Origin of the sequence: Cellulosimicrobium cellulans (assembly GCF_016907755.1) — a bacterium.
Lineage (GTDB): Bacteria > Actinomycetota > Actinomycetes > Actinomycetales > Cellulomonadaceae > Cellulosimicrobium > Cellulosimicrobium cellulans_D.
Genome location: NZ_JAFBCN010000001.1, coordinates 4682574 through 4704445, shown reverse-complemented (window position 1 = coordinate 4704445; position 21872 = coordinate 4682574). Strand labels below are relative to the sequence as shown.

The 21872-nt window shown below is 73.7% G+C and carries 19 protein-coding genes; 11 read left to right on the top strand and 8 right to left on the bottom strand.

Translation table 11 applies throughout. The features are described from left to right. Positions 1-27: 27 nt before the first annotated feature. The 4 genes from JOE63_RS20395 to JOE63_RS20380 form a co-directional block, all read right to left on the bottom strand. Complete coding sequence (locus JOE63_RS20395) at positions 28-1728, bottom strand: DUF726 domain-containing protein (RefSeq protein ID WP_087470149.1); 1701 nt, start codon at positions 1726-1728, stop codon at positions 28-30. A gap of 157 nt (positions 1729-1885) precedes the next feature. Continuing rightward, the gene (locus JOE63_RS20390; RefSeq protein WP_204543272.1) at positions 1886-3193 is read right to left on the bottom strand and encodes an FAD-dependent monooxygenase; all 1308 of its coding nucleotides are present in this window, start codon (positions 3191-3193) and stop codon (positions 1886-1888) included. A gap of 96 nt (positions 3194-3289) precedes the next feature. Next, positions 3290-3934, bottom strand: coding sequence for a response regulator transcription factor (locus tag JOE63_RS20385; protein WP_204543271.1), 645 nt, complete (start codon positions 3932-3934; stop codon positions 3290-3292). 54 nt (positions 3935-3988) lie between these two features. Beyond that, positions 3989-5467 (bottom strand): sensor histidine kinase, encoded by a 1479-nt coding sequence (locus tag JOE63_RS20380; protein ID WP_204543270.1) that lies wholly within the window; start codon positions 5465-5467, stop codon positions 3989-3991. 191 nt (positions 5468-5658) lie between these two features. On the opposite strand from JOE63_RS20380, the gene JOE63_RS20375 reads away from it, so the two are divergent. Together JOE63_RS20375 and JOE63_RS20370 are read left to right on the top strand one after the other, a co-directional pair. Next, positions 5659-6489, top strand: coding sequence for a DUF4352 domain-containing protein (locus JOE63_RS20375; RefSeq protein WP_204543269.1), 831 nt, complete (start codon positions 5659-5661; stop codon positions 6487-6489). Positions 6490-6808: 319 nt separating this feature from the next. Further along, positions 6809-8989, top strand: coding sequence for a family 43 glycosylhydrolase (locus tag JOE63_RS20370; RefSeq protein ID WP_204543268.1), 2181 nt, complete (start codon positions 6809-6811; stop codon positions 8987-8989). 167 nt (positions 8990-9156) lie between these two features. On the opposite strand, the gene JOE63_RS20365 is transcribed toward JOE63_RS20370, so the two are convergent. Together JOE63_RS20365 and JOE63_RS20360 are read right to left on the bottom strand one after the other, a co-directional pair. After that, positions 9157-9939: a hypothetical protein gene (locus JOE63_RS20365; RefSeq protein WP_204543267.1), complete on the bottom strand. Its 783-nt coding sequence runs from the start codon at positions 9937-9939 to the stop codon at positions 9157-9159. 132 nt (positions 9940-10071) lie between these two features. Further along, positions 10072-10557, bottom strand: a complete 486-nt coding sequence (locus tag JOE63_RS20360) for a DUF6318 family protein (protein ID WP_307840335.1) — start codon at positions 10555-10557, stop codon at positions 10072-10074. 473 nt (positions 10558-11030) lie between these two features. Here JOE63_RS20360 and JOE63_RS20355 point away from each other — a divergent pair, with 473 nt between their 5' ends. From JOE63_RS20355 to JOE63_RS20340, 4 genes are all read left to right on the top strand, one after another. Then, entirely contained in the window at positions 11031-12023 is a 993-nt protein-coding gene (locus JOE63_RS20355; RefSeq protein WP_374059060.1) for a carbohydrate ABC transporter permease, read from the top strand. Further along, the gene (locus JOE63_RS20350) at positions 12020-12928 is read left to right on the top strand and encodes a carbohydrate ABC transporter permease (RefSeq protein ID WP_204543264.1); all 909 of its coding nucleotides are present in this window, start codon (positions 12020-12022) and stop codon (positions 12926-12928) included. The genes JOE63_RS20355 and JOE63_RS20350 overlap by 4 nt, the downstream gene beginning before the upstream one ends. 153 nt (positions 12929-13081) lie before the next feature. Then, a complete protein-coding gene (locus tag JOE63_RS20345) occupies positions 13082-14473 on the top strand; it encodes an ABC transporter substrate-binding protein (protein ID WP_204543263.1) in 1392 nt (463 codons plus the stop codon). Beyond that, positions 14470-15255, top strand: coding sequence for a glycerophosphodiester phosphodiesterase (locus JOE63_RS20340; RefSeq protein ID WP_204543262.1), 786 nt, complete (start codon positions 14470-14472; stop codon positions 15253-15255). Before JOE63_RS20345 ends, JOE63_RS20340 begins: the two co-directional genes overlap by 4 nt. A 54-nt stretch (positions 15256-15309) precedes the next feature. On the opposite strand, the gene JOE63_RS20335 is transcribed toward JOE63_RS20340, so the two are convergent. Together JOE63_RS20335 and JOE63_RS20330 are read right to left on the bottom strand one after the other, a co-directional pair. After that, entirely contained in the window at positions 15310-15879 is a 570-nt protein-coding gene (locus JOE63_RS20335; protein ID WP_204543261.1) for a dihydrofolate reductase family protein, read from the bottom strand. A gap of 110 nt (positions 15880-15989) precedes the next feature. After that, positions 15990-16931 carry a ribonuclease Z gene (locus JOE63_RS20330; RefSeq protein WP_204543260.1) on the bottom strand — a complete coding sequence of 314 codons (942 nt, stop codon included), beginning with the start codon at positions 16929-16931 and terminating at the stop codon, positions 15990-15992. 89 nt (positions 16932-17020) lie between these two features. Here JOE63_RS20330 and JOE63_RS20325 point away from each other — a divergent pair, with 89 nt between their 5' ends. Genes JOE63_RS20325 through JOE63_RS20305 form a run of 5 tightly spaced genes read left to right on the top strand, consistent with a single transcriptional unit; the run spans position 17021 to position 21861 of the window. Further along, positions 17021-17710, top strand: a complete 690-nt coding sequence (locus JOE63_RS20325; protein WP_204543259.1) for a histidine phosphatase family protein — start codon at positions 17021-17023, stop codon at positions 17708-17710. Between the two features lie 59 nt (positions 17711-17769). Next, positions 17770-18639: a tryptophan 2,3-dioxygenase gene (locus JOE63_RS20320; protein ID WP_204543257.1), complete on the top strand. Its 870-nt coding sequence runs from the start codon at positions 17770-17772 to the stop codon at positions 18637-18639. Next, positions 18636-19781 carry a hypothetical protein gene (locus tag JOE63_RS20315; RefSeq protein ID WP_204543256.1) on the top strand — a complete coding sequence of 382 codons (1146 nt, stop codon included), beginning with the start codon at positions 18636-18638 and terminating at the stop codon, positions 19779-19781. The genes JOE63_RS20320 and JOE63_RS20315 overlap by 4 nt, the downstream gene beginning before the upstream one ends. After that, positions 19778-21022, top strand: coding sequence for a kynureninase (locus JOE63_RS20310; RefSeq protein ID WP_087470133.1), 1245 nt, complete (start codon positions 19778-19780; stop codon positions 21020-21022). The genes JOE63_RS20315 and JOE63_RS20310 overlap by 4 nt, the downstream gene beginning before the upstream one ends. Beyond that, positions 21019-21861, top strand: a complete 843-nt coding sequence (locus tag JOE63_RS20305) for a PaaX family transcriptional regulator (protein ID WP_204543254.1) — start codon at positions 21019-21021, stop codon at positions 21859-21861. Before JOE63_RS20310 ends, JOE63_RS20305 begins: the two co-directional genes overlap by 4 nt. Positions 21862-21872 lie beyond the last annotated feature (11 nt).

Genomic DNA, 21872 nt, shown 5'->3' with positions numbered 1-21872 from the left:
TGTCCGCGCCCGGCGTTCCACGGCTCGTCACACGAGCTGAACGTTGCCCTGGTACTCGAAGTGCGTGCTCACCCGATCGGAGACGTCGACGTTCACGAGCTTGTGCGAGGCGGGGGTGAACCCGCCGAGCCCGGCGGCGCTCTGGCCTGCCTGCGCGACCTTGTACACGTACTTCAGCACGGCGTCGTTGGTGGAGTGGTACCCGTACACGGCCTCGTCGACGGCCGCGGTGAGCGGGCCCCAGTTACTCTTCGCGCCGATGGCGGCGCCGAGCAGGTGGGCGGCCTGGATGCGCGGCGGCCCGGAGCGGGTACCGAGGGTCTCGGTGGCGACTGCCATGACACGGGCTCCGAGGCTGTGCCCGATGAGCACGTAGGAGTCCGCGTCGGTGCGGGCGAGCAGGTCGGCGACGATGACGCCGGTCTTGTCCGCGCGGCTCTTCGCGACGTGCCAGGGGTTCTTCGCGAGGTCCGACGCGATGAAGGCGGGCGCGAACGTGCTGCCGAGGAGCTTGGCACCCGCCTTGTTGGCGACCGTGGCAGCACCCTTCACCGCGGCGGAGGCGCTGGTCCTGGCCGCGAGCGCTGCGCCCATCACACCGAAGTCCTTCAGCTCCTTGGCGCCCCAGCGCACCCGGTACACGGGAGAGTCCGGGTACCGCGCGTCGACGATCGTCCGCCAGCCGCCCCACTTCTCCTGATCGCCCTCGGTGAGGAACCCGTTGGCGACGACGACGGGAACGCCTCCCTTGCCGGGGCGCAGCAGCTCGATCCTGAACGACTTGTCCTCCCGTACGTAGGCGTTCGACACGGAAGCGCCGAGCGTGCCGCCCACGGCCGCGCCGACGACGGTGACGACGGCGGTCCCACCGGCCATGCCGAAGCCGCCCGCTGCGAGGGTCCCTCCGCCGAGCAGGGCGAGCCCGTGCGACGACGCCGCGGCGCCCGTGAGACCACCGAACATGCCGAGCGAGCCGATCGCGCCGCCGATCGCCGGCGCTGCGACGAAAGCGATCGGACCTGCCGCAGCAACACCGATGACACCGACTGCCGCGAGCTTCGACACCTTGCTCAGGTTGGGCTTCTCGTACGTGAGGAAGTCCTCGTAGTCGTGCAGCTCACCGAAGCTGCGCTGCGCCGCCTTCTCGAACCCGGGGATGTCGTGCCGGTGCTCGGCACAGTACTGGGGGACACGGAGCGCGCCGCGCTCCCGCACGGCCATGTTCTCGCAGCCGGGGGCGACGCACGGGAGGGTCGGACCTCCGCACCCCTGGCAGACGAACACGGGGAGCTGGCCGGAGGGCCGGTTCGACCTGCGGTGCTCCGTCTTGGCGAAGCACGACGAGCACCAGCCGTTCTTCGGCTCGTACGGGGACACGTCGTCTGCGACGTCGGCGATCCACTGCGCCATCTTCGCGTAGGCGTCGGCACGCTTCTGCGCGGACTTCTTGTTCTCCTCGGCCAGCTTGAGGGCGGCCTTCTGACTCTCCGGGTCGGACGCCCCGAGAGCATCGGTGTACGACGTCGTGCGGGCCTCGTACCAGGACTTGGCGAAGGCCCACATGTTGCTCAGCAGCGCGGGGTTGTCCGCGAGGACGTCGCCGCTCTCGACCGTCGGCTCCACGTCGGTGAGGTCGCCGACGAGCGAGAGCTTCGCGCCCTGGTCCGACACCACCTCGACCTTGAGACGGTTTCCCTCAGCGACGTGAGCGTGAATCGATCCAGGCATGGCCGGATGATGTCACGGTCGAGCCCGCTGTATGGGCCTCGATCGGGTGAAAAGTGCCGACCGTGGGGGCCTTGGGCTGGACGGACGTCCAGCCGGTCCGAAGAGCGCGATCGGAGAACTGGATCGCGTGCCGTTTCGGGTGCCCGGGCGAAGGTCATCATGCCTCGGGTGGCCGCCAGCCGAGCACACTGCGCAATGCCCACGCACCCAGCGCCGCGCTCCACGGTGCGGCGAGGCGAGCCCCGAGGTCGCGGGCCGTCGTCGCGACCGGGGAGACGACGCGCGACATCCCGGCCATCTGCGCCGACATCTGCATGACCTTCCGGACACGCGGCCGCCGCTCGTCGGACCACCGACGCAGCAGCTCCGGCACGGCAGTGACGTTCGCACGGCCGCCCATGCGCACCCCGAGCACGACCGCGTCCTCGAGCGCCTGGCACCCGCCCTGGCCGACGTTCGGCAGCATCGCGTGCGCCGCGTCCCCGACGAGCGCGACGCGTCCTGTCGCGAGCGACGCCGGGGGAGCCCGGAGCTGCCGCAGCTCGTGGCACAGCACGTGGTCGGGGTCGATGGTCGCGAGCAGGTCGGGGATCGGCGCGTGCCAGTCGGCGAGCCGTTCGCGCAGCTCGTGGAACGTCGCGGGCACGCCGGCGACGTCGGCGACGGACACGTAGGAGTACACGCGGCCGTCGGCGAGCGGCACGATCCCGACGACGATCCCGCGGCCCCAGGTCTCGCTCCCGACGGGACCGCCGGGCTCGCCGGGCGGCGCCTCCGCGACGAGCCTCCACGCGGTCGAACCGCCCGAGACGGGCGCGGGCGCGTCCGGCCACCAGCATCGCCGGGTGGTCGAGTCGATGCCGTCCGCCGCGACGACGAGCGCTGCCTCGATCTCCTCGTCGCGCCCGGACGCGCCGCCCGGCGCGCCCACTCCGGCGGGCGGACGGTCGCCGTCGGAGGTTTTCGCGGCGTCCGCTCCGGACCCGGGAACGGGCGCTCGGGCGCGCGACCCGCTGGCCGCCGGCCCGATGCCGGTGCGCATCCGCACGCGCGCGGGCCGCCCCGGGTCGCCGGGGTCCACGACGGCGGCGTCGACCCCGAGCCGGAGCGCGCCGTCGGGCAGGGCGTCGGCGAGCATGTCGACAAGCTCGGCCCGGTGGAGCACGAGCGTCTGGTCGCCGAACCGCTCGCTCGCGGCGTTCGCGTTCCCGCGGACGAGCCAGCGGCCGTCGGGGCGGCGCAGGCCGACCTCGCCCTGGAGCGCCGAGAGGTCGCGGAGCCGGTCGCCGAGGCCGAGCGCGCCGAGCGCGCGCACGGCGTTGGGGGCGACGGCGATCCCCGCGCCGACGGGTTCGAGCGACGGTGCACGCTCCAGCACCGTGACGTCCCATCCGGTCCGAGCGAGCGCGACGCCGGACGCGAGCCCTCCGATCCCGCCGCCTACGACGACGGCCCGCGCGCTCACCGGCTGTCCTTGTCACAGAGGTTCACGGTCGCGACGCTACTGGCAGCAGGTCCAGGAGCACGTCCCCCGGGCGGGGGAGGGCCGCCGCGGACCGCGCTACCCGGCGGCCTGGGCGACGACGATCGCGAGCTGGGTGCGGTTCGCGACGCGAGCCTTGGCGCAGGCGCTGGAGAGGTGCGTCTTGACCGTCGCCTCGCCGAGGTACAGGCGCCCCGCGATCTCGCCGTTGGACAAACCCTCGACGAGGAGACGCGCGACGTCCAGCTCGCGCTCGGTGAGGGAGGCGAGCCGCGCCGCGGCCTCGCGTCGGGTGGCTGCTCCGGGATCGGCGCCGACCTGGGCGATGAGGGTCTTGGCCGCGCGTGGCGAGAGCGCACCTGCTCCGGCGGCGACGTCGCGGACGGCGGAGACGATCTCGGTCGGCTCGGCGTCCTTGGCGAGAAACCCGGAGGCGCCTGCACGGAGGGCGTCGAGGATGACCTGCTCCGTGTCGAACGACGTCATGGCGATGACACCGGGTGGGTCGGGGAGCGTCGTGACGGCGCGGGTCGCGTCGATCCCGTCGAGTCGCGGCATCCGCAGGTCCATGAGCACGACGTCCGGGTGGTGCGCCTGGACGCCTGTGACGACCTCGTCGCCGTCGGTCGCCTCGGCGACGACGTCGACGCCGCCTGCCTGGAGGATGGTCCGCAGCAGTCGCCGGACCATCGCGTCGTCGTCGACGACCATCACCCTGATCACGCGGCGAGCCTAGCGGCGACCACCGACGCGGCTCGTGGGGTGCACCGGGACACGCTACGCCGTCGGGCGCGCCCAGGGCAGGTGGGCCCGCACGACGAACCGTCCGTCGTCGACGCCGGCGTCGAACGTGCCGCCGACGGCCGCGCACCGTTCGCGCATCCCGATGATCCCGGCTCCGCTGCCGGGAACCCCGCTCAGGCCGAGCGTGGCACCGAACGGGGGAGCGGTGTCGGTGGCGAGGTCGCGGGTGAGCGCGTTGCGCACCGTGACGTCGACGCCGTCGCCGGGGCGGGCCCGGACGTCGACCTCGGCGCGTGCGCCGGGCGCGTGCTTCATGACGTTCGTCAGCGACTCCTGCACCACCCGGTAGACGGCGCGCGTGAGTGCGGGCGGGGCGGTGTCGGCGTCGGCCACGAACACGGTCGCGGCGAGGTCGACGCCGGCGGCGCGTGCCTCGTCGAGCAGGCCGGCGAGGTCGCCGAGCGCGGGCGCGGACCCGGTGTACTGCTCGGCCCCGGACCGCAGGGAGGTGATGAGCGCGCGCATCTCGTCGAGCGCGCGGTGCGCGTTGGAGCGCATGCTGCGGGCGGCGTCGACCACCTCGGGGTCGCCCTGCGAGACCTCCAGCGCCGACGCGTGCAGGGACACCATGGAGAGGTTGTGCGCGACGGTGTCGTGCATCTCGCGGGCGATGAGCTCGCGCTCGTCCTGGCGCGACAGCTCGGTCCGGAGCTCGGCCGCCTGCGTGCTGAGGACCTGCGCCCGCCGGTTCTCGGCGGCGGCGACCTCCTGGGCGGCGTCGGCGCGCCCGATCGCGAGACGGAGAAGGCCTGCGCCGATCGACAGGCCGAGGCAGAGCATTCCGAGGACGACGTATCCGACGGGCAGGAGGTAGGAGATCTCGAGGGAGTCCGGGCTCCTGATCGAGAAGATCACAGCCTCTCCCTCGCGCGCGGCGTCCCGCCAGAACGACGCCCCGACGGCGAGCGTCGTCGCCGCGGTGCAGGCGGCGACGACCTTCCTGCGCCCGTCACGGGCGATGACGAACGGCAGGGCGAGGAGCGGCGCGAGGGCGCCCACCGGAGTGAGGATCCCCGCGGCCGCGGAGATCGCGCACACCACGACGGCGTGCCGGTCCCGCCACACGACGAGCGTCGCCAGCCCGGCCGCGAGCAGCCACCACAGCAACGTCAGGCCGACCTGCCATCCCGCCGGCTCCGACCCGATGCCGAGGTTGTCGTAGGTGGAGCTGACGATCCCGACGGCGAGGGTCGCGGCCGCCGCGGCGACGGTGCCCAGGATGGACCCGGCGCGGAACAGCGGGGAGGGCCCAGGGTCGGGCTTCGGGTGCGGGCCGGGGTGGTACGGCGGCGGGTAGGCGTGCGCCGTGGATCGCGGGCCTGGCGTCGCCCACGGACGCCCCGGGGCCGCCCCGCCGTGCGGCCCCGGCACCGGGCGACCCGGCGGCAGGCCGGGAGCACCGTACCGGCCCGCCGGGGGAGGCGGGCCGTACGGCGGCTGCGGGGGGTGCATGGCGCGAGCATACGGGCGGGTGCCGACGCCGTGCGTCCGCCGGACGGGCGCCCCCGGGTCCGCCGTTCGGTGGACCGGGTCGAGCCGTTCGGCGGGTCCGCCGACCCGTGCGCCCCCGGCACGCTCGACCCCGTCAGACCGCGCGCCGGGGGCCGATCCGGTGCCGCCGACCGAGCACCCAGGAGGCCACCATGTCCGCACCCACGCCGCACCCCCAGCAGCCCGGCGGTCCGTCGTCGTTCGGGCCGCCGCAGCAGGGCCACCCGGGCCACCCGGGTCACGCCGGGCAGCCCGCGCAGCCCGGCCCGCCGCCCTACGGTGCGCACGGGGCACCGCAGGTCTACCCGACTGCCGGGTACCCCGCGCCGAACGCGCAGCCGGGCGTGCCTCCGGCGCCCCGGAAGTCGTGGTTCGCCCGTCACAAGATCCTCACCGGGGTGGGCGTCGTCGTGCTGCTCGCGATCATCGGCTCGGTGCTGGGCGGCGGGGGTGAGGACGAGCCGACGCCGCCGGCCGCAGTGGCAGACGCGCCCGCGCAGGAGCCGGTGCCCGACGCGGTGGCCGAGGACCCGGCGGAGTCCGCCCCCGAGGAACCGGCCGCGGAGCCCGCCCCCGAGGCCCCGGCGGCCGCAGGGATCGGGGTCCCCGTGCGGGACGGCAAGTTCGAGTTCACCGTGACCTCGGTGGAGCCGGGCGTGCCGAGCGTCGGTGACCAGTACCTGAGCCAGGAGGCGCAGGGGCAGTACGTGCTCGTGCGGATGACCGTGAAGAACATCGGCGACGAGGCGCAGATGTTCACCGGCGGCAACCAGCAGCTCACCGACACCGAGGGCCGTACGCACGAGAGCGACACCACCGCCGCGATCTATCTCGGCGACGCGAACAGCTTCCTCACCGACATCAACCCGGGCAACGCCGTCGAGGGTGTCGTCGTGTTCGACATCCCCGCCGACGCCGTCCCCGCGACGCTCTCCCTGCACGACTCGATGTTCTCGGGCGGGGTCGAGGTCTCGCTCGGCTGAGACCGGCATGCCGTACGGGTGAGTCGGGGAGGGCTCCGGTCACGGGAGTGTCACAGGCCGTTCCGCGTGGCGCTCCCGACCGGGCTGCAGGGCGGCCCTGCCCTCGGGCCTGAACGGGGAGGAAGGACGAGCGGGCGGCGGCGTGCTGGGTCACCCACGGTCGCGCGCGACCTGGGGTGAGCCGCCCCCGCGGCTGCAGCACCCAGATGTTGAGTATTGCGGGAAGTTGTTGACTTGTGTGGACCGGCCCGGGAGACTGGGAACCCCGAGGTCGCCGCCGTCCCGGGTTCTTGCCCCCTCACCGTCGAGAGGACACCCCATGAAGCTCTCCTTGTCCCGCGCGCGCTCGCGTGCCACCGCTGTCACGAGTGCGCTGGTCGCGCTCGGGCTGGCGGTCTCGGGCGCGGCCGCCGCCACGGCGGCGCCGGCCCCGGCGACTGTGCCCACCGCGGCAGCGGCGGCCACCGCCGAGCCGACGATCTCCCCGGTCGTCGACGCGAACTTCGCCGACCCCGACATCCTGCTCGTCGACGGCGTCTACCACGCCTACGCGACCAACAACCAGGGTCAGAACGTGCAGCACCGCACGTCGACAGACCTGGTCACGTGGAGCGCGCCGTCCGACGTCGCGCCCGACCTCGGCGCGTGGGTCAGCGAGTCGTGCACGTTCTCTCCGGGAGGCGCGACCGACCGCTGCGTGTGGGCCCCGGAGGTGTCCGCGGTCGAGGGCGGCTACGCCCTGTACTACACGGCGCGCGACGCGACGTCGCCGCGCCAGTGCCTCGGCGTCGCGCTGTCCGACACCCCGGACGGTCCGTTCGTCCCCGTCGGCGACGACCCGATCGTCTGCCCCAACGGCGAGGCCGGCACGGAGGACCTGGGCGGCGCGATCGACGCGGCGACGTTCGTCGACGGCGACCAGCTCTACCTGCTGTGGAAGGCCGACGGGAACTGCTGCACGGGCAAGACGGCGATCATCTTCGCCCAGCCGCTGTCGCCCGACGGCGCGACGCTGACGGGCCCGCCCGTCGAGCTCATCCGCGTGGACAAGGCCTACGAGGGCCGCGTCGTCGAGGGCCCAACGCTCCTGGAGCGCGACGGCACGTACTACCTCTTCTACTCCGCGAACGACTTCTACGGCGGCGCGTACCGCACGTCGTACGCGACGGCGTCGAGCCTCGCCGGCCCATGGACCAAGGCCACGACCGAGCTCCTCACGAGCGACCGGTTCCAGGGCGACGTGCGCGGACCGGGCGGGCAGGACGTCGTCACCGCGCCCGACGGCTCGGACGCGCTCGTCTTCCACGGCTGGAACGAGGCGTTCACGTACCGCGCGATGTACGTCGCGGACCTCGAGTGGACGGCCGACGGCGTCCCGTTCGTCCCGCAGGCGTCCGACCGCTACCAGGCGGAGGACGGCGTGGTCATGAACGCGCGCGTCGTGGCCGACGGCGGGGCGTCGGGCGGGGCGAAGGTCGGCGGCCTGGACTTCGCGGACTCGTCCGTGACGGTCGAGGTGCACGCCGACGAGGCAGGCCCGGCCCTCCTGGGCATCCGGTTCGCCAACGGCTCCTTCGACGGCTCGACGCGCGTGCCGTCCACGAGCACGCTCGCCGTCAACGGCACGGTCGCGGAGACCGTCGTCTTCCCGCACACCACGTGGGGCAACTGGCAGACGTCCGAGCACCTCGTGGACCTCGTCGCGGGAACCAACACGATCACCCTGACCCGGACGACGTTCTTCACCGAGCTCGACGCGTTCGACGTCTTCCCGGCGACGCGTGACCCGCGCCCGTCCGCCCCGCCGGTCATCCCGTCCGACGCGACGCGGTACGAGTTCGAGGACGGCGTCATCACGCGCGGCTCGGTGGGGAGCGCGTCGGGGGCGTCGGGCGGGCGGAAGGTCGGCGGGCTCGACTTCCTCGACAGCTCCGTCGCGCTCCAGGTCCACGCCGACGAGGCCGGGGCGTACACGCTCGCAGTCCGGTTCGCGAACGGCTCCGAGCGGGGCGGCTACACGCTCGCCTCGTCGAGCGCCGTCACGGTGGACGGCACCGACGCGGGCGTCGTCACGTTCCCGCACACCACGTGGGGTAACTGGCAGTCGGTCACCCACGAGGTCGAGCTGCAGCAGGGCTGGAACACCGTCGCCCTGACCAAGCTCACCTGGTACACCGAGCTCGACGCGCTCGACGTCTTCCCGGCCGAGGCCCCGCCCGTGGACCCGCAGGTCACCGTCACCACGCAGCCCCGCTGCCTGGGCGGCACCCCGTACCTCGCCGTTCGCGCGACCAACGACGGCGACGAGACCGTCGCGATCACCCTGCGGACGGCGCACGGCGAGCGGTCCTTCGCCCAGGTCGACCCGGGCAAGAACGCCTACCAGTCGTTCAAGGCCAGCGGCGCGCTCGACGCGGGCGAGGCGCTCGTCGTCGTCACCGACGTCTCGGGGACGACGACGGAGGTGACGGCCGCGTACGACGCGCTCACCTGCGCGTAGCGCACCCACCGCCACGCCCGCGGTGCCGCTCGGCCGATGAGCGGCACCGCGGGCGTCGTCGTGCTCCCGAGATTGCCTGGTTGCTCGCGAGATCGACCCGCACGTCGCGAAGTCGACCTCCCGAGGGTCGATCTCGAACGCTGGGGTCGATCTCGCGGACGGTGCCCTCAGTCGGAGAGGTTGTCGGTGACGAGGCGGGAGCGGGCTTCGTAGACGCGCAGGGGGTCGGCCGTGCTGGTGGTGGTCGCGGTGCCGGTGACGTCGGTCCAGGTGGTGGTGCCGGTGATGCGGAACTGCCCGGACCAGGTCGTGGTGAGCGTGATCTGGACCTGCTCGGCCGGTTGGTCGTAGGTGTGCGCGACCGTGTGGTGCGGGTAGGGCGCTCCCGGGTCGGTCGTGGACAGCGGGGCGGTGCCGTCGCCGTAGTCCCACGCGTACGTCCGCGGCGTGGCGCGGATCTGCACGGGGATGCCGAGCAGGGTCGTGTCCAGGACCTGCTCGCCGGGCTGGGTGTAGGTGATGGTGGGGACGTTGACCAGGGTCCACCCGTCCGGGGGCTGCACGATCACCGGGGACGGCGCGATGGTCAGGGTGCGGAACGCGGCCTCGGCCTCGCCGGCCAGGTCGGCCGCGCCCACGCAGGACCCGTCGGCGACGAGCTCCCAGGCCGAGACCGCGGTGCGGGTGCCCTCGTCGGTGGTGGTCCAGGTCTGGCGGAACAACGGCTCCATCGCGACCTGGTCCGGGGTGCACCCGGGGTCGAACCCCGCCGGGCTCTGCCCGTCCGGGCACGCGGGCACGAGCCCGGGCAGCGTCGTGGCGTGGTCACCGTCGTAGCACCGGTACGCCGGCCCCCGCCGGAACGCCTCCGACGCCGGACCACCACCCGCCGCCGCCGCCGGTGCGTACTCCGCGCCGCCCGTCGGTGTTCTGTGCGCCTCGCCGACCACGGACGAGCCCTGAGCATGGCCGTCGAGATCGACCGAACCACTCTTGAGGCTCGGAGAGGCTGCGGCGACGGGTACCGATGGCATGAGCGCGAAAGTCAGGACCAGGAGAAGTGCCGTGCGACGCATCACGCATCAGTCCTTGAGCGTGAGCGCGACGGTCGCCCAGTCGTCTGCCGTGTGGATGACATCGATCTGGAGCTCGCCGCGTCCGCCGTCTCCCTGGTCGACGACGGCGCCCGACCCATCCACTCGTTCGTACGGAGCCTGCTCGTAGGACGCGAGGACCGGAAAGGCACCAGTGAAAGTGTCAAGGTCGGCCACCTCGATGTTCGAGACGAGAATCTCCGAGCCGGTGAACGCGTCACCGGACTCGGCGATCTCGACAGCGTCCGCTCTGACGCTCGCGCAGAACTCGCACGTCTCGACCCACGTCATCGCGTCCCACTCGGCGGTGTCACCCGTCGCGAGGACGTACCCGTACAACGACAGGAAGTACTCCGCCGCCGCTGCGGCACCCTCCGCGTCGTCACGGTCCATCGCCGCGGGACGTTCCGGCTTCGCCGGTCCGGTCTCGGTCGGCGACGGCTCGGACGGCTCCGACTCTGACGGCGACGGCACGACCGGCTCGTCGACCGACGGCGAGGGGCCGGGGCCGCCGCCCCCGGTGCACCCGGCGACCACCCACCCGACCGCGACGACGACGCCCACGGCGAGCGACCGCCGTCGGGCACGGGACAGCACACGAGAACGACGCACGAGACCCCCTGCAGATCGATGCGAACGACACCGCGCGTCACGACCGACGGGACGCACGGGCTGCCCAGCAACCTAGCGAAACTGGGCGTGGGGCGGAACCGCTCGTCCCGCCCTGTGGACGACGGCGCGGCAGGTGTCCACGACGTTGCCGCTCCACAGGCTCAGGTGGCACCCCGGGCACGGGCCGGTGAACGTTGCCCGAAGCCTCCTCCCGCACTCGGACATTCCAGGATCAAACGGGCGTGACGGCTTCCTATGCTCGCCGTGGCCGCCCACCTGTGGAACGGGTGCTGCGCCGGCCGTGACCACGTCCCTCGTCCGAGCGGATCCTTGCTGTGACCACCGTCCTCACCCCGGACTCCCCGGGTTCCTCCGTCATACCTCCCGGCCTCCCGCCGTCCGACCCCGCCGACCGCGAGGTCCAGGCGTTGCACCGCAGCCGCCTGGGCGCGCGCCGCCGTCGGCGGAACCTGCTCTGGGCGCTGCTGCTCGCCGGGCCGAACCTCGTGCTCCTGCTGGTGTTCGTGTACCGGCCGCTGCTGCAGAGCCTCTACCTCTCGACGCTGCAGTGGAACCTCGGGTCGCCGGTCGCGCGGCCGGTCGGGCTGGGCAACTACGTCGAGTGGTTCACCGCCCCGACGACAGGCCGCATCGTCACGACGACGCTCGTCTTCACCCTCGCGACGGTCGGCGGCGCGATGGTCCTCGGGCTGGGCCTGGCGCTGCTGCTGAACCGCCGCCTCCGCGGCCGCGGCGTCGCCCGGACGGTCGCGTTCGCGCCGTACGTGCTGTCGGGCTTCGCGGTCGGGATCCTGTGGCTGTTCATGTTCGACCCGCGCTACGGGCTGGTCCAGGAGCTGCTCGGGTGGGTCGGCGTCGCGTCGCCGCAGTGGTACACGCAGCGCCCGTGGCCGCTCGTGATGATCGTCGTGGTGTACCTGTGGAAGAACCTCGGGTACGTCGCCCTCATCTACCTGGCGGGGCTGCAGTCCGTCCCGCAGGACCTGAAGGACGCGGCCGCGCTCGACGGCGCGTCGCCGACGCGGACGCTGCGCTCGGTCGTGCTGCCGCTGCTCACCCCGACGACGTTCTTCCTCGTCGTGACGATGCTCCTCGCGTCGCTCCAGTCGTTCGACATCATCAAGGCGATGACGCAGGGCGGCCCGCTCGGCTCGACGACGACGCTCATGTACTCGATCTACGAGGAGAGCTTCGTCAACGGCCGGGCCGGGTACGCGTCGGCGGTCGCCACGGTCCTCTTCCTCGTGCTGCTCGCGGTGACCGCGGTGCAGATGCGGTTCGTCCAGCGGAAGGTCCACTACGCATGAGCGCCGTCGCGCCCGCCCGTCCCGAGACGGCGCCCGCCACGCCGGCCGCCCTCGCGCCCCGCTCGCCGGGCGCACCCCGTGCCCGACGCCGGGCGCTCCAGCCGGGCGGCTACCTCGCCCTGGTCCTCGCGACCGTCGTGCTCGGCGCGCCGCTGGTGTGGATGGTCCTCGCAAGCATGAAGACGCCCGCGGAGCTGTACACCGTCCCGCTGCAGTGGCTCCCGGGCAGCGTGAACCTCGACAACTACGCGCAGGCCGCGGACTCGATCCCGCTCGGGCGCCTGCTGGCCAACAGCGTCGGCATCACGGTCGTGGGTGCGGGCCTCAAGGTCGCGCTGGGCCTCATGTGCGCGTACGCGCTGGTGTTCCTCGACTTCCCGTTCAAGAAGGTCGTGTTCGGGCTCGTCATCGCGACGCTCATGATCCCGCCGCAGATCACGATCATCCCCAACTACACGCTCGTCGCGAGCCTCGGGTGGCTCAACACCTACCAGGGCATCCTCGTGCCGGGCCTGGCGAGCGCATTCGGGACGTTCCTGTTCCGCCAGCACTTCCTCACGCTGCCGCGCTCGATCCTCGAGGCCGCCGAGCTCGACGGCGCGGGGCACTGGCGCAGGCTCTGGCGGTTCGTCGTGCCGATGAGCACGCCGACGCTCGCCGCGGTCGCGCTCGTGTCCGTCGTGACGGAGTGGAACGACTACCTGTGGCCGTTCCTCGTCATCGACCGCCCGGACAAGATGACCCTCCCCGTCGGCCTCACGCTGCTGCAGAACACCGACGGCATGACGAACTGGGGCGTGCTGCTCGCCGCCACCGTCGTCGTGACGCTGCCGATCCTGCTCGTCTTCCTCGTCCTCCAGCGCCGCCTCGTCGCGGGCCTCACAGCCGGCGCGGTCACCGGCTGACCCGCCCCCGCGCCGTCGTGCCCGACGACGACGCCCACCCGGGGAGGCCGCGCATCCGCGTGCCCGCCCACCACCGAGCTCCCCGGTCCGCCTGCAGCGGCCCGGGTTCCCCGAAGCGCACCGAGACCCGGTGCACGACCTGAAGGAGCACCTGTGTCCCACCGCACCGCACCCGTCGGCCGGCCCGCGCGCCGCCGTCGGGCCCGCACCGCAGCCACCGCCCTCACGGCGGTCACCGCTCTCGCGCTGACCGCGTGCGCCGGCCCGAGCGTGGCCGGGGCCGACGGCGCCGGCACCGCGGGCGACGACGCGGCGGCCGAGGCCGTCGACTGGTCCGCCGTCGAGCCCGCGTCCGAGATCACGTGGTGGAGCAACCACCCCGGAACGTCGCAGGAGATCGAGCAGGAGCTCATCGACCGGTTCGAGGAGGAGTCCGGCATCATGGTCAACCTCGTGACCGCGGGCGCCAACTACGACGATGTGGCCCAGCGCTTCCAGGCCGCGTCGCAGACCGACGAGCTGCCCGACGTCGTCATCGCGTCCGACGTGTGGTGGTTCCGCTACCACCTCAACGACCAGATCCTGCCGCTCGACGACGTGCTCGAGTTCGTCGAGGCCGACGCGGCCGACTTCCAGCCCGCGCTCTACGCGGACTACGAGTACGACGACCAGCACTGGGCCGTGCCCTACGCGCGCTCGACGCCGCTGTTCTACTACAACAAGGACCTGTGGACGGCGGCGGGCCTGCCCGACCGCGGCCCCGAGACGTGGGCCGAGCTCGAGGAGTGGGACGCGTCGCTCAAGCCGCTCGTCCCGGCCGGCGGCTCGACGTTCGGCCTCTCCACCGGGCCGTCGTGGGGCGCGTGGTGGTTCGAGAACATGATCTGGGGCCAGGGCGGCGCGTACTCCGACGGGTTCGACCTCACGCTCGACTCGGAGGAGTCGGTCGCGGGCGGCCAGTTCCTGCACGAGCTGTTCCACGAGAAGGGCGTCGCGACGCTCTCCGCGGACGACGCGATGGTCGACTTCTCGTCCGGCCTCATCGCCTCGACGATCGGCTCGACGGGCTCGCTCAAGGGCGCGCTCGACGCGGCGTCGTTCGAGGTCGGCACGGCCTACCTGCCCGACGGCCCGGCCGGCGGCGGCACCCCGACGGGCGGGACCGGCCTCGCGATCCCGTCGTCGAGGTCGCCTGAGCAGCAGCTCGCCGCGGCGATGTTCCTCGCGTTCCTCACGGACACCGAGAACACGGCGTACTTCTCGCAGAACACGGGCTACATGCCGGTGCGCACGTCGGCCGTCGAGTCCGACACCATGAAGGCCATCTACGAGGCGACCCCGCAGTTCCGCACCGCCGTCGACCAGCTCGCCGACCGCGCCCGCATCCAGGACGACGTCCGCGTGTTCGTCCCCGGCGCCGACGCGCTGCTCAACGAGGCGATCGAGCAGATCGTCATCGAGGGCGTCGACCCGGCGACCGCGTTCGAGTCCGTGACGCCGCGCATCGAGACGGCGTACACCGAGAACGTGGAGCCCTACCTGTGACGGCGACCGCGCTCGCGCCGACCGGCACAGGGCCTGAGCGGGCCGCGCGCCCGCGAGTCATCGCGCACCGCGGCAACAGCTCCGTCGCCCCGCAGAACACGCTCGCCGCGTTCGAGGCGGCGTGGCGGGCCTGTGCGCACAGCATCGAGATCGACGTGCAGCTCACGGCCGACGGCGAGCCCGTCGTCATCCACGACGACACCGTGGACGCGACGACGTCGGGCAGCGGCACGGTGGCGCGGCTCGACCGTGCGGCGATCCGCGCGCTCGACGCGGGGTCGTGGTTCTCCCCGGCGTTCGGGGGCCAGCGCGTGCCGACGTTCGCCGAGGTGGTCGATCTACTCGTGCGCCGGCCGGGCACGGACCTGCTGCTCGAGCTCAAGGGCTCGTGGACGCCGGAGCAGGTGCGGCGCGTCACCGGGCCGATCCGGTTCGCGGGCATCGCGGACCGGGTCGTCGGGCAGAGCTTCTGGCCCGAGACCGTCGCGGCGCTGCGCGAGGCCGACCCCGGTCTGCGCCGCGGGCTGCTCGTCGCGTCGATCGACGACGACGTGCTCGCGCGGTGCGCCGAGCTCGACGTCGTCACGTGCAACCCGATGGGCCTGCTCCTCCTCGAGGACCCGGGGCTCGTGGAGCGCCTGCACGACGGCGGCCTCGAGGTCGCGGTGTGGACGCTCAACGAGCCGGAGCACTGGGCCGCCGCGGTCGAGCTCGGCGTGGACGCGATCATCACCGACCGTCCCGACCGCCTCGCGGGCTGGCTCGCGGCCCGGGTCGTCTAGGACCCGGCAGGAGGGACCCCGGGTGCGGGTGGGGCGGAGCCGGACGGCCCCGCCTCACCGCCCCGGGGTCGCGGGCCGGTAGCGCATCGCGACCGCCCCCGAGCGGAACTCGCGGCGGTCCACGAGCTCGAGCCGGATCCGCTCACGGAGTCCGGCGAGCAGCGTCGGCCCGTGCCCGGCGAGGACCGGCTGCACGACGAACTCGTACTCGTCGATCAGCCCCAGGTCGGCCAGCGCGAGGGGGAGCGTCACGCCCCCCACCCACAGGCCCTCGCCCGGCTCCTGCTTGAGCCGCTCGACAGCGGGCCCCAGGTCGCCCCGCACCAGCTCCGCGTTCCAGTCGACCCCGCTCAGCGTGCTCGACACGACGTGCTTGCGCGCCCCGTCGATGGCCTCGGCGAACGGGATCTCCCACTCGTCCATCCAGTCGGGCCACGCGCCCGTGGCCGGCCGCCGCCAGGCCGACTCCATCATCTCGTAGGTCACCCGGCCGAACAGGAGGGCGTCTGCGCGCTCCATCTCGGCGGTCCAGTGGCGCATCGACTCCTCGTCCGGCGGCAGCCCTGCCTCGTGGTGGCAGCAGCCGTCGAGCGTGACGTTGATCGAGTAGCGCAGCGGTCTCATCTCGGTCCTCTCCCGTGGTGCGCCCCGGGGCGCCCTGGCGTTCACCCGTCCGTAGTCAGACGCTCGCCCGCCCCGATTCTCATCGGCGACCGCTCCGGCGCCGACGACCGTCAGCCGGGTCGGCGGCGGTGGGGGACGCGCACGCGGTCGAGGTCCTGCGCGACGGTGAGCTCGCCGTCGAACACCTCGCGTGCCTCGCGCCAGAACTCCGTCGGGTCGGGGTAGCGCTGCGAGAAGTGCGTGAGCACGAGCGAGCGCACGCCCGCCTCGGCCGCGACGGTCGCCGCCTGCCGTGCGGTGAGGTGGCCCCAGCGCTCGGCCTGGTCGCGGTCGCGGTCGAGGAACGTCGACTCGATGACGAGCAGGTCGACGCCGTCCGCGAGCCGGTGCACGGCGTCGCACAGGCGCGTGTCCATGACGAACGCGAACGACTGCCCCGGCCGCGGGGCGCTCACCTCGTCGAGGGTGACGGTCCGGCCGTCGGGTGCGGTGACGACCCCGGTCCGTCGCAGCTCGCCGACCGCCGGGCCGGCCAGGCCGCGGTCCGCGAGCAGCGCGGGGTCGAGCGACCGGCCGTCGGGCTCGTCGAGGCGGTAGCCCATCGCCTCCAGGGTGTGGTCCAGCCGCTCGGCGCGCAGCGTGAACCCGGGCGCGGGGCGGCCAGGCACGGGCGGGACGACGCCGTCCGTCGTCAGCGGCTGCAGCTCCAGGTGGCCGCGGCGAAAGTGGGCGCTCGCGTCGAGCAGGTGGTCCACCCACCGCTGGCCCGACGCCGGGTAGGTCACCCCGATCGTGTGGCGCACGCCGTCGCCGCTGATGCGCTGGGAGACGCCCGCCAGACCGAGGCTGTGGTCGCCGTGCAGGTGCGTGATCGCGATGCGCGTGAGGTCGGTCGCGGACACGCCCGCGAACGACATCTGCCGCTGCGTCCCCTCGCCGGGGTCGAAGAGGATCGCCTCGTCGTCCCAGAACAGCACGTAGCCGTTGTGGTTGCGCGTGCGGGTCGGGACCATGCTGGCCGTCCCGAGGACGACGAGCTCACGGCGGGACATGGCCCCAGCCTGCCACGGCGCCTCCCCGCATCGGGTGGCTCGTAGGGTGGCAGGAGACCACGCCGAGAAACCGGAGAACCTGGAGAACCATGCGCCTGCTCCTCGTCCGTCACGGACAGACCTCGTCCAACGTCGCCGGCCTGCTCGACACCGCCCTGCCCGGCCCGGGCCTCACCGCGCTCGGCGTCCGGCAGGCCGCGGCGATCCCGGACGCGCTCGCGGACCGCGTCGTCGAGGGCGTCGCGGTCTCGACGCTCGTCCGGACGCACCTCACGGCCTCGCCGCTGGCCGAACGGCACGCCTACGACCTGCTCGAGCTCGACGGGTTCCGCGAGGTCGACGCGGGCGACCTGGAGATGTCGGCCGCGCACGACGACCACGCGACCTACCTCGAGACCGTGTTCGCCTGGGGCCGCGGCGAGCCCGGCCGGCGCATGCCCGGCGGTCCCGATGGCGCCGAGTTCCTCGGCCGCTACGACGACGCCGTCGCGAGCGTCGCGCGCACGGGGTGGCGCACCGCCGTCGTCGTGTCGCACGGGGCGGCGATCCGCGCGTGGGCGTGCGCGCGCGTCGACGGCGTCGACCTCGACCTGCTCGCCCGGACCCCGCTCGCGAACACCGGGCTCGTCGAGGTGGAGGGGGACCCGGCGTCGGGCTGGCGGCTCGTGGGGCTGAGCGACGGCCCGCTGGGCGGCGCCGCGCTGGCCGACCTCGCGGCGGAGGACCCGACGGGCGAGTCCGTCGCCGAGGAGGAGCGTCGCGCCGCGGCGGAGGACTGACCCCGGAGGTCTATGGCGAAACCCTGGCGCGCGTCACGCTCGCGACATACGCTCGACGGATGGTCGACGCACCGCTGCCCGCGCCGAACGAGCGCGCGCTCGAGTCCGACATCGTCACGGACCTGCGCGAGCAGATGACGTACGGGTCGTACCTGCACCTCGACACGCTGCTCGCGGCGCAGGAGCCGGTCAGCGACCCCGAGCACCACGACGAGATGCTGTTCATCGTCCAGCACCAGACGACGGAGCTCTGGCTCAAGCTCGTGCTGCACGAGCTGCTCTCCGCGCGCGACCTCCTGGCCGCCGACGAGCTCGGCGCCGCGCTCAAGCGCATCGCGCGCGTCAAGCACGTGCAGCGCACGCTCACCGAGCAGTGGTCCGTGCTCGCGACGCTCACCCCGAGCGAGTACGCGCAGTTCCGCGGGTTCCTCGGCCACGCGTCGGGCTTCCAGTCCTGGCAGTACCGCGCGGTCGAGTTCCTCCTCGGCAACAAGAACGCGCGCATGCTCGCGGTGTTCGACGCCGAGCCCGCCGCCCGCGCCGAGCTCGCCCGGCTGCTGGCCGAGCCGAGCGTCTACGACGAGTTCCTGCGCCACCTCGCCCGGCACGGCCACGACGTCCCGCCGCGGGTGCTCGACCGCGACGTCACCGTCGCGCACACGCTCGACGACGACCTCGTCGAGGTCTTCCGTCGCATCTACGACGACCCCGAGGCGCACTGGTCGGCGTACGAGACGTGCGAGGAGCTCGTCGACCTGGAGGACAACTTCCAGCTCTGGCGGTTCCGGCACATGAAGACGGTGCTGCGCATCATCGGGACCAAGCGCGGGACCGGCGGGTCGAGCGGCGTCGGGTTCCTCCAGAAGGCGCTCGACCTCACGTTCTTCCCCGAGCTGTTCGCGGTGCGCACGGAGATCGGACGGTCGTGAGCGGCGAGCGCCTCGGCCGGGCGGGCGACGGCGGCACCTGGCTCCCGCCGTTCGTCGACGCGCACGTGCACCTCGGCCTGGTCGACCCCGTCGCGGTGCGGCGCGGCGGGATCGCCGTCGTGCACGATCTGGGGTGGGTGCCCGACGTCGCGCGCACCTGGCCCGGCACGCCCGGCTTCCCCGAGGTCGCCTACGCGGGTGCGTTCCTCACCGCGCCGGGCGGCTACCCGTCGGACCGGACGTGGGCGCCGCGCGGTGCCGTCGAGGGGGTCGCGAGCCCCGACGAGGCCGTCGCCGCCGTCGACCGTCAGGTCGCCGCGGGCGCGTCGTTCGTCAAGGTCGCCCTGCACTCCGAGGCCGGTCCGGTGCCCGACGACGTCACGCTCGCCGCGCTCGTCGGCCACGCCCACGCGCGGGGCTGGGACGTCGTCGCGCACGTGGAGGGCCGGGGCATGGCGGCGCGCGCGTTCGAGGCGGGCGTCGACCGCTTCGCGCACGCCCCGTTCACGGAGCGCCTGCCCGACGACCTCCTCGCTGCGATGGTCCGCCCTCGCGACGGCCACCCTGGCCCCCACCGGTCGGCCGACGACAGGCTCGCCCCCGAGCACGACTCTGCTCGCGATCGAACACGTGGTTGGCGTCGGTATGAGCTCGATAACGACACCAACGTCGTGTTCGGCAGCTCGGGGATGTCGTGGGTGAGCACGCTCGACGTGCACGGGTGGGGGAGGGCGACCGCCCCGCAGGACGTCGCCATCGACAACGTGCGGCGCTTCGTCGCGCTCGGCGGGACGGTCGTCTACGGCACCGACCTGGGCAACGGGCCGCTGCCGCCCGGCGTCAACGCGCGCGAGCTGCGGGCGCTCGCGGCGGCAGGTCTCGACGCGCACGCGCTGGTCGCGGCCCTCACGCACGACGCCGCGGCCGAGCGCTGCGTTCCCGGCCGAGCGCTGCGTCCCGGGACGCAGCAGTCGAGCGCGAACGCAGCGCCCGCGACCTGGGTACCCGGCGACCCGCCCGACCTCGACGACCCTGACGCCGTCGCCGCGTGGCTCGCGTGCGCCGTCGTCGAGCGCGGCAACGGACGAGACCCGGCCGTCTGCGCGGACCGTGAGACCGCCCCACCGGAAGGACGACCATGACCGAGGACCACGCCGCGCGCTCCGCCGCGCTCGACGCCGCCGACCCGCTCGCGCCGTTCCGCGACGCGTTCGTCGACTCCGACGAGGTCACCGCCTACCTGGACGGGAACTCGCTCGGCCGGCCGACGCACGCGTCCGCCGAGCGGCTGGCACGGTTCGCGACCGAGCGGTGGGGTGCGCGGCTCATCCGCGGCTGGGACGAGGAGTGGTACGACCTGCCGCTCACGCTCGGCGACCGGATCGGCGCGGTCACGCTCGGTGCGGCGCCCGGGCAGACGTTCGTCGGCGACTCCACGACGGTGATCCTCTACAAGCTCGTCCGGGCCGCGCTCTCGGCGCCGCAGGTCGCGGGGCGCGACGAGATCGTGCTCGACGCCGGGAACTTCCCGACCGACCGCTACGTGCTGGAGGGCGTCGCGCGCGAGCACGGCGCGACGCTGCGGTGGATCACGCCCGAGCACGACGCCGGGGTCACGCCCGAGCAGGTCGCCGCGGTGCTCTCCGACCGGACCGCGCTCGTGCTGCTCAGCCACGTCGCGTACCGCTCGGGGTACGTGAGCGACGCCGCGGCCATCACCACGCTCGCGCACGACGCCGGGGCGCTCGTCCTGTGGGACCTGTGCCACTCGGTCGGGGCGCTGCCGGTCGAGCTCGACGCCTGGGGTGTCGACCTCGCGGCCGGCTGCACGTACAAGTACCTGAACGGCGGCCCGGGCGCGCCCGCGTTCGGCTACGTCCGCACCGACCTCCAGGGCGCCCTGACCCAGCCGATCCAGGGGTGGATGGGCAGCGCCGCGCCGTTCGAGATGGGCCCGGCGTACGCCCCGCACGACGGCGTCCGGCGGTTCCTCTCGGGGACGCCCGCGATCGTCGGGATGCTCGCGATGCAGGACATGCTCGACCTCCTGGACGCGGCGGGGATCGCGGCGGTGCGGGCGAAGTCGGTCGCGCTCACGGAGCACGCGACGGCCCTCGTCGACGACCTGCTGCTCCCGCTCGGCGCGCGCTACGCGTCGCCGCGCGACCCGGCCCGCCGCGGGAGCCACGTCACCGTCGACCACGACGCGTTCGAGGCGACGCTCCCGCTGCTGTGGGAGCGCGGCGTGATCCCCGACTTCCGTCGTCCGGACGGCCTGCGTCTCGGCCTGTCGCCGCTCTCGACGAGCTTCGACGAGGTGCGCGTCGGCGTCGAGGCCGTGCGCGACGCGCTGCGGGAAGTCGTCGCGGACGGGGCCGCGTGATCCTCGACGACCTCGACTCCCGCCCGGGGAGCACGACGTCGCTGCTGCGCACGGTCGTCGGGCTGTACCTGCGCGACCTCGGCGGCGTGGTCGCGGTGGCCGACCTCGTCGAGCTGCTGGGGGCGCTCGACGTCCCGTCCGTCGGGGCGCGCGGAGCGATCTCGCGCGTCAAGGCCAAGGGGCTGCTGGTCCCCGAGACGGTCGGCGGACGCGCCGCGTACCGGCTCGCCCCCGAGGCGGGGCGGATGCTCGAGCGCGGCGACCGGCGGATCTTCGCCTACCGGCAGCAGGGCGACGACGACGCGTGGTGCCTCGTGTCGTACTCGCTGCCGGAGGAGCAGCGCGCCGTGCGCCACCAGCTCCGGCGACACCTCGCGTGGATCGGTGCCGGCACCGTCGCGGACGGCCTGTGGATCGCGCCGGGTCACCTCGTGGACGAGGTCGAGGAGATCCTCGCCGGGCTGGGCGTGCGCGAGGCCGCGACGGTCTTCGCGGCCGGGCCGCCCCGCGTCGCCGGGTCGTTCGCCGACTCCGCCGCGCGGTGGTGGGACCTCGACCGGGTCGCCGCGCTGCACCGCCACTTCCTCACCCGGCACGGCGGCTCGCGGCACGACGACGTCCCGGCGGGCGGCGAGGACACCTCGCCCCGTGCCGCGTTCGCCCGGTGGGTGCGGGCGGTCGACGACTGGAGGCCGATCCCTTACGCCGACCCGGGGCTGCCGCTCTCGGCGCTGCCCGCGGGCTGGCCCGGCGCGGCGAGCGTCGCGCTGTTCGACGGCCTCCGCTCGGACCTCGCCGACGCGGCGGCGGACCACGTCCGGGTCGTCGTCGGGCGGTGACGGGGGCACAG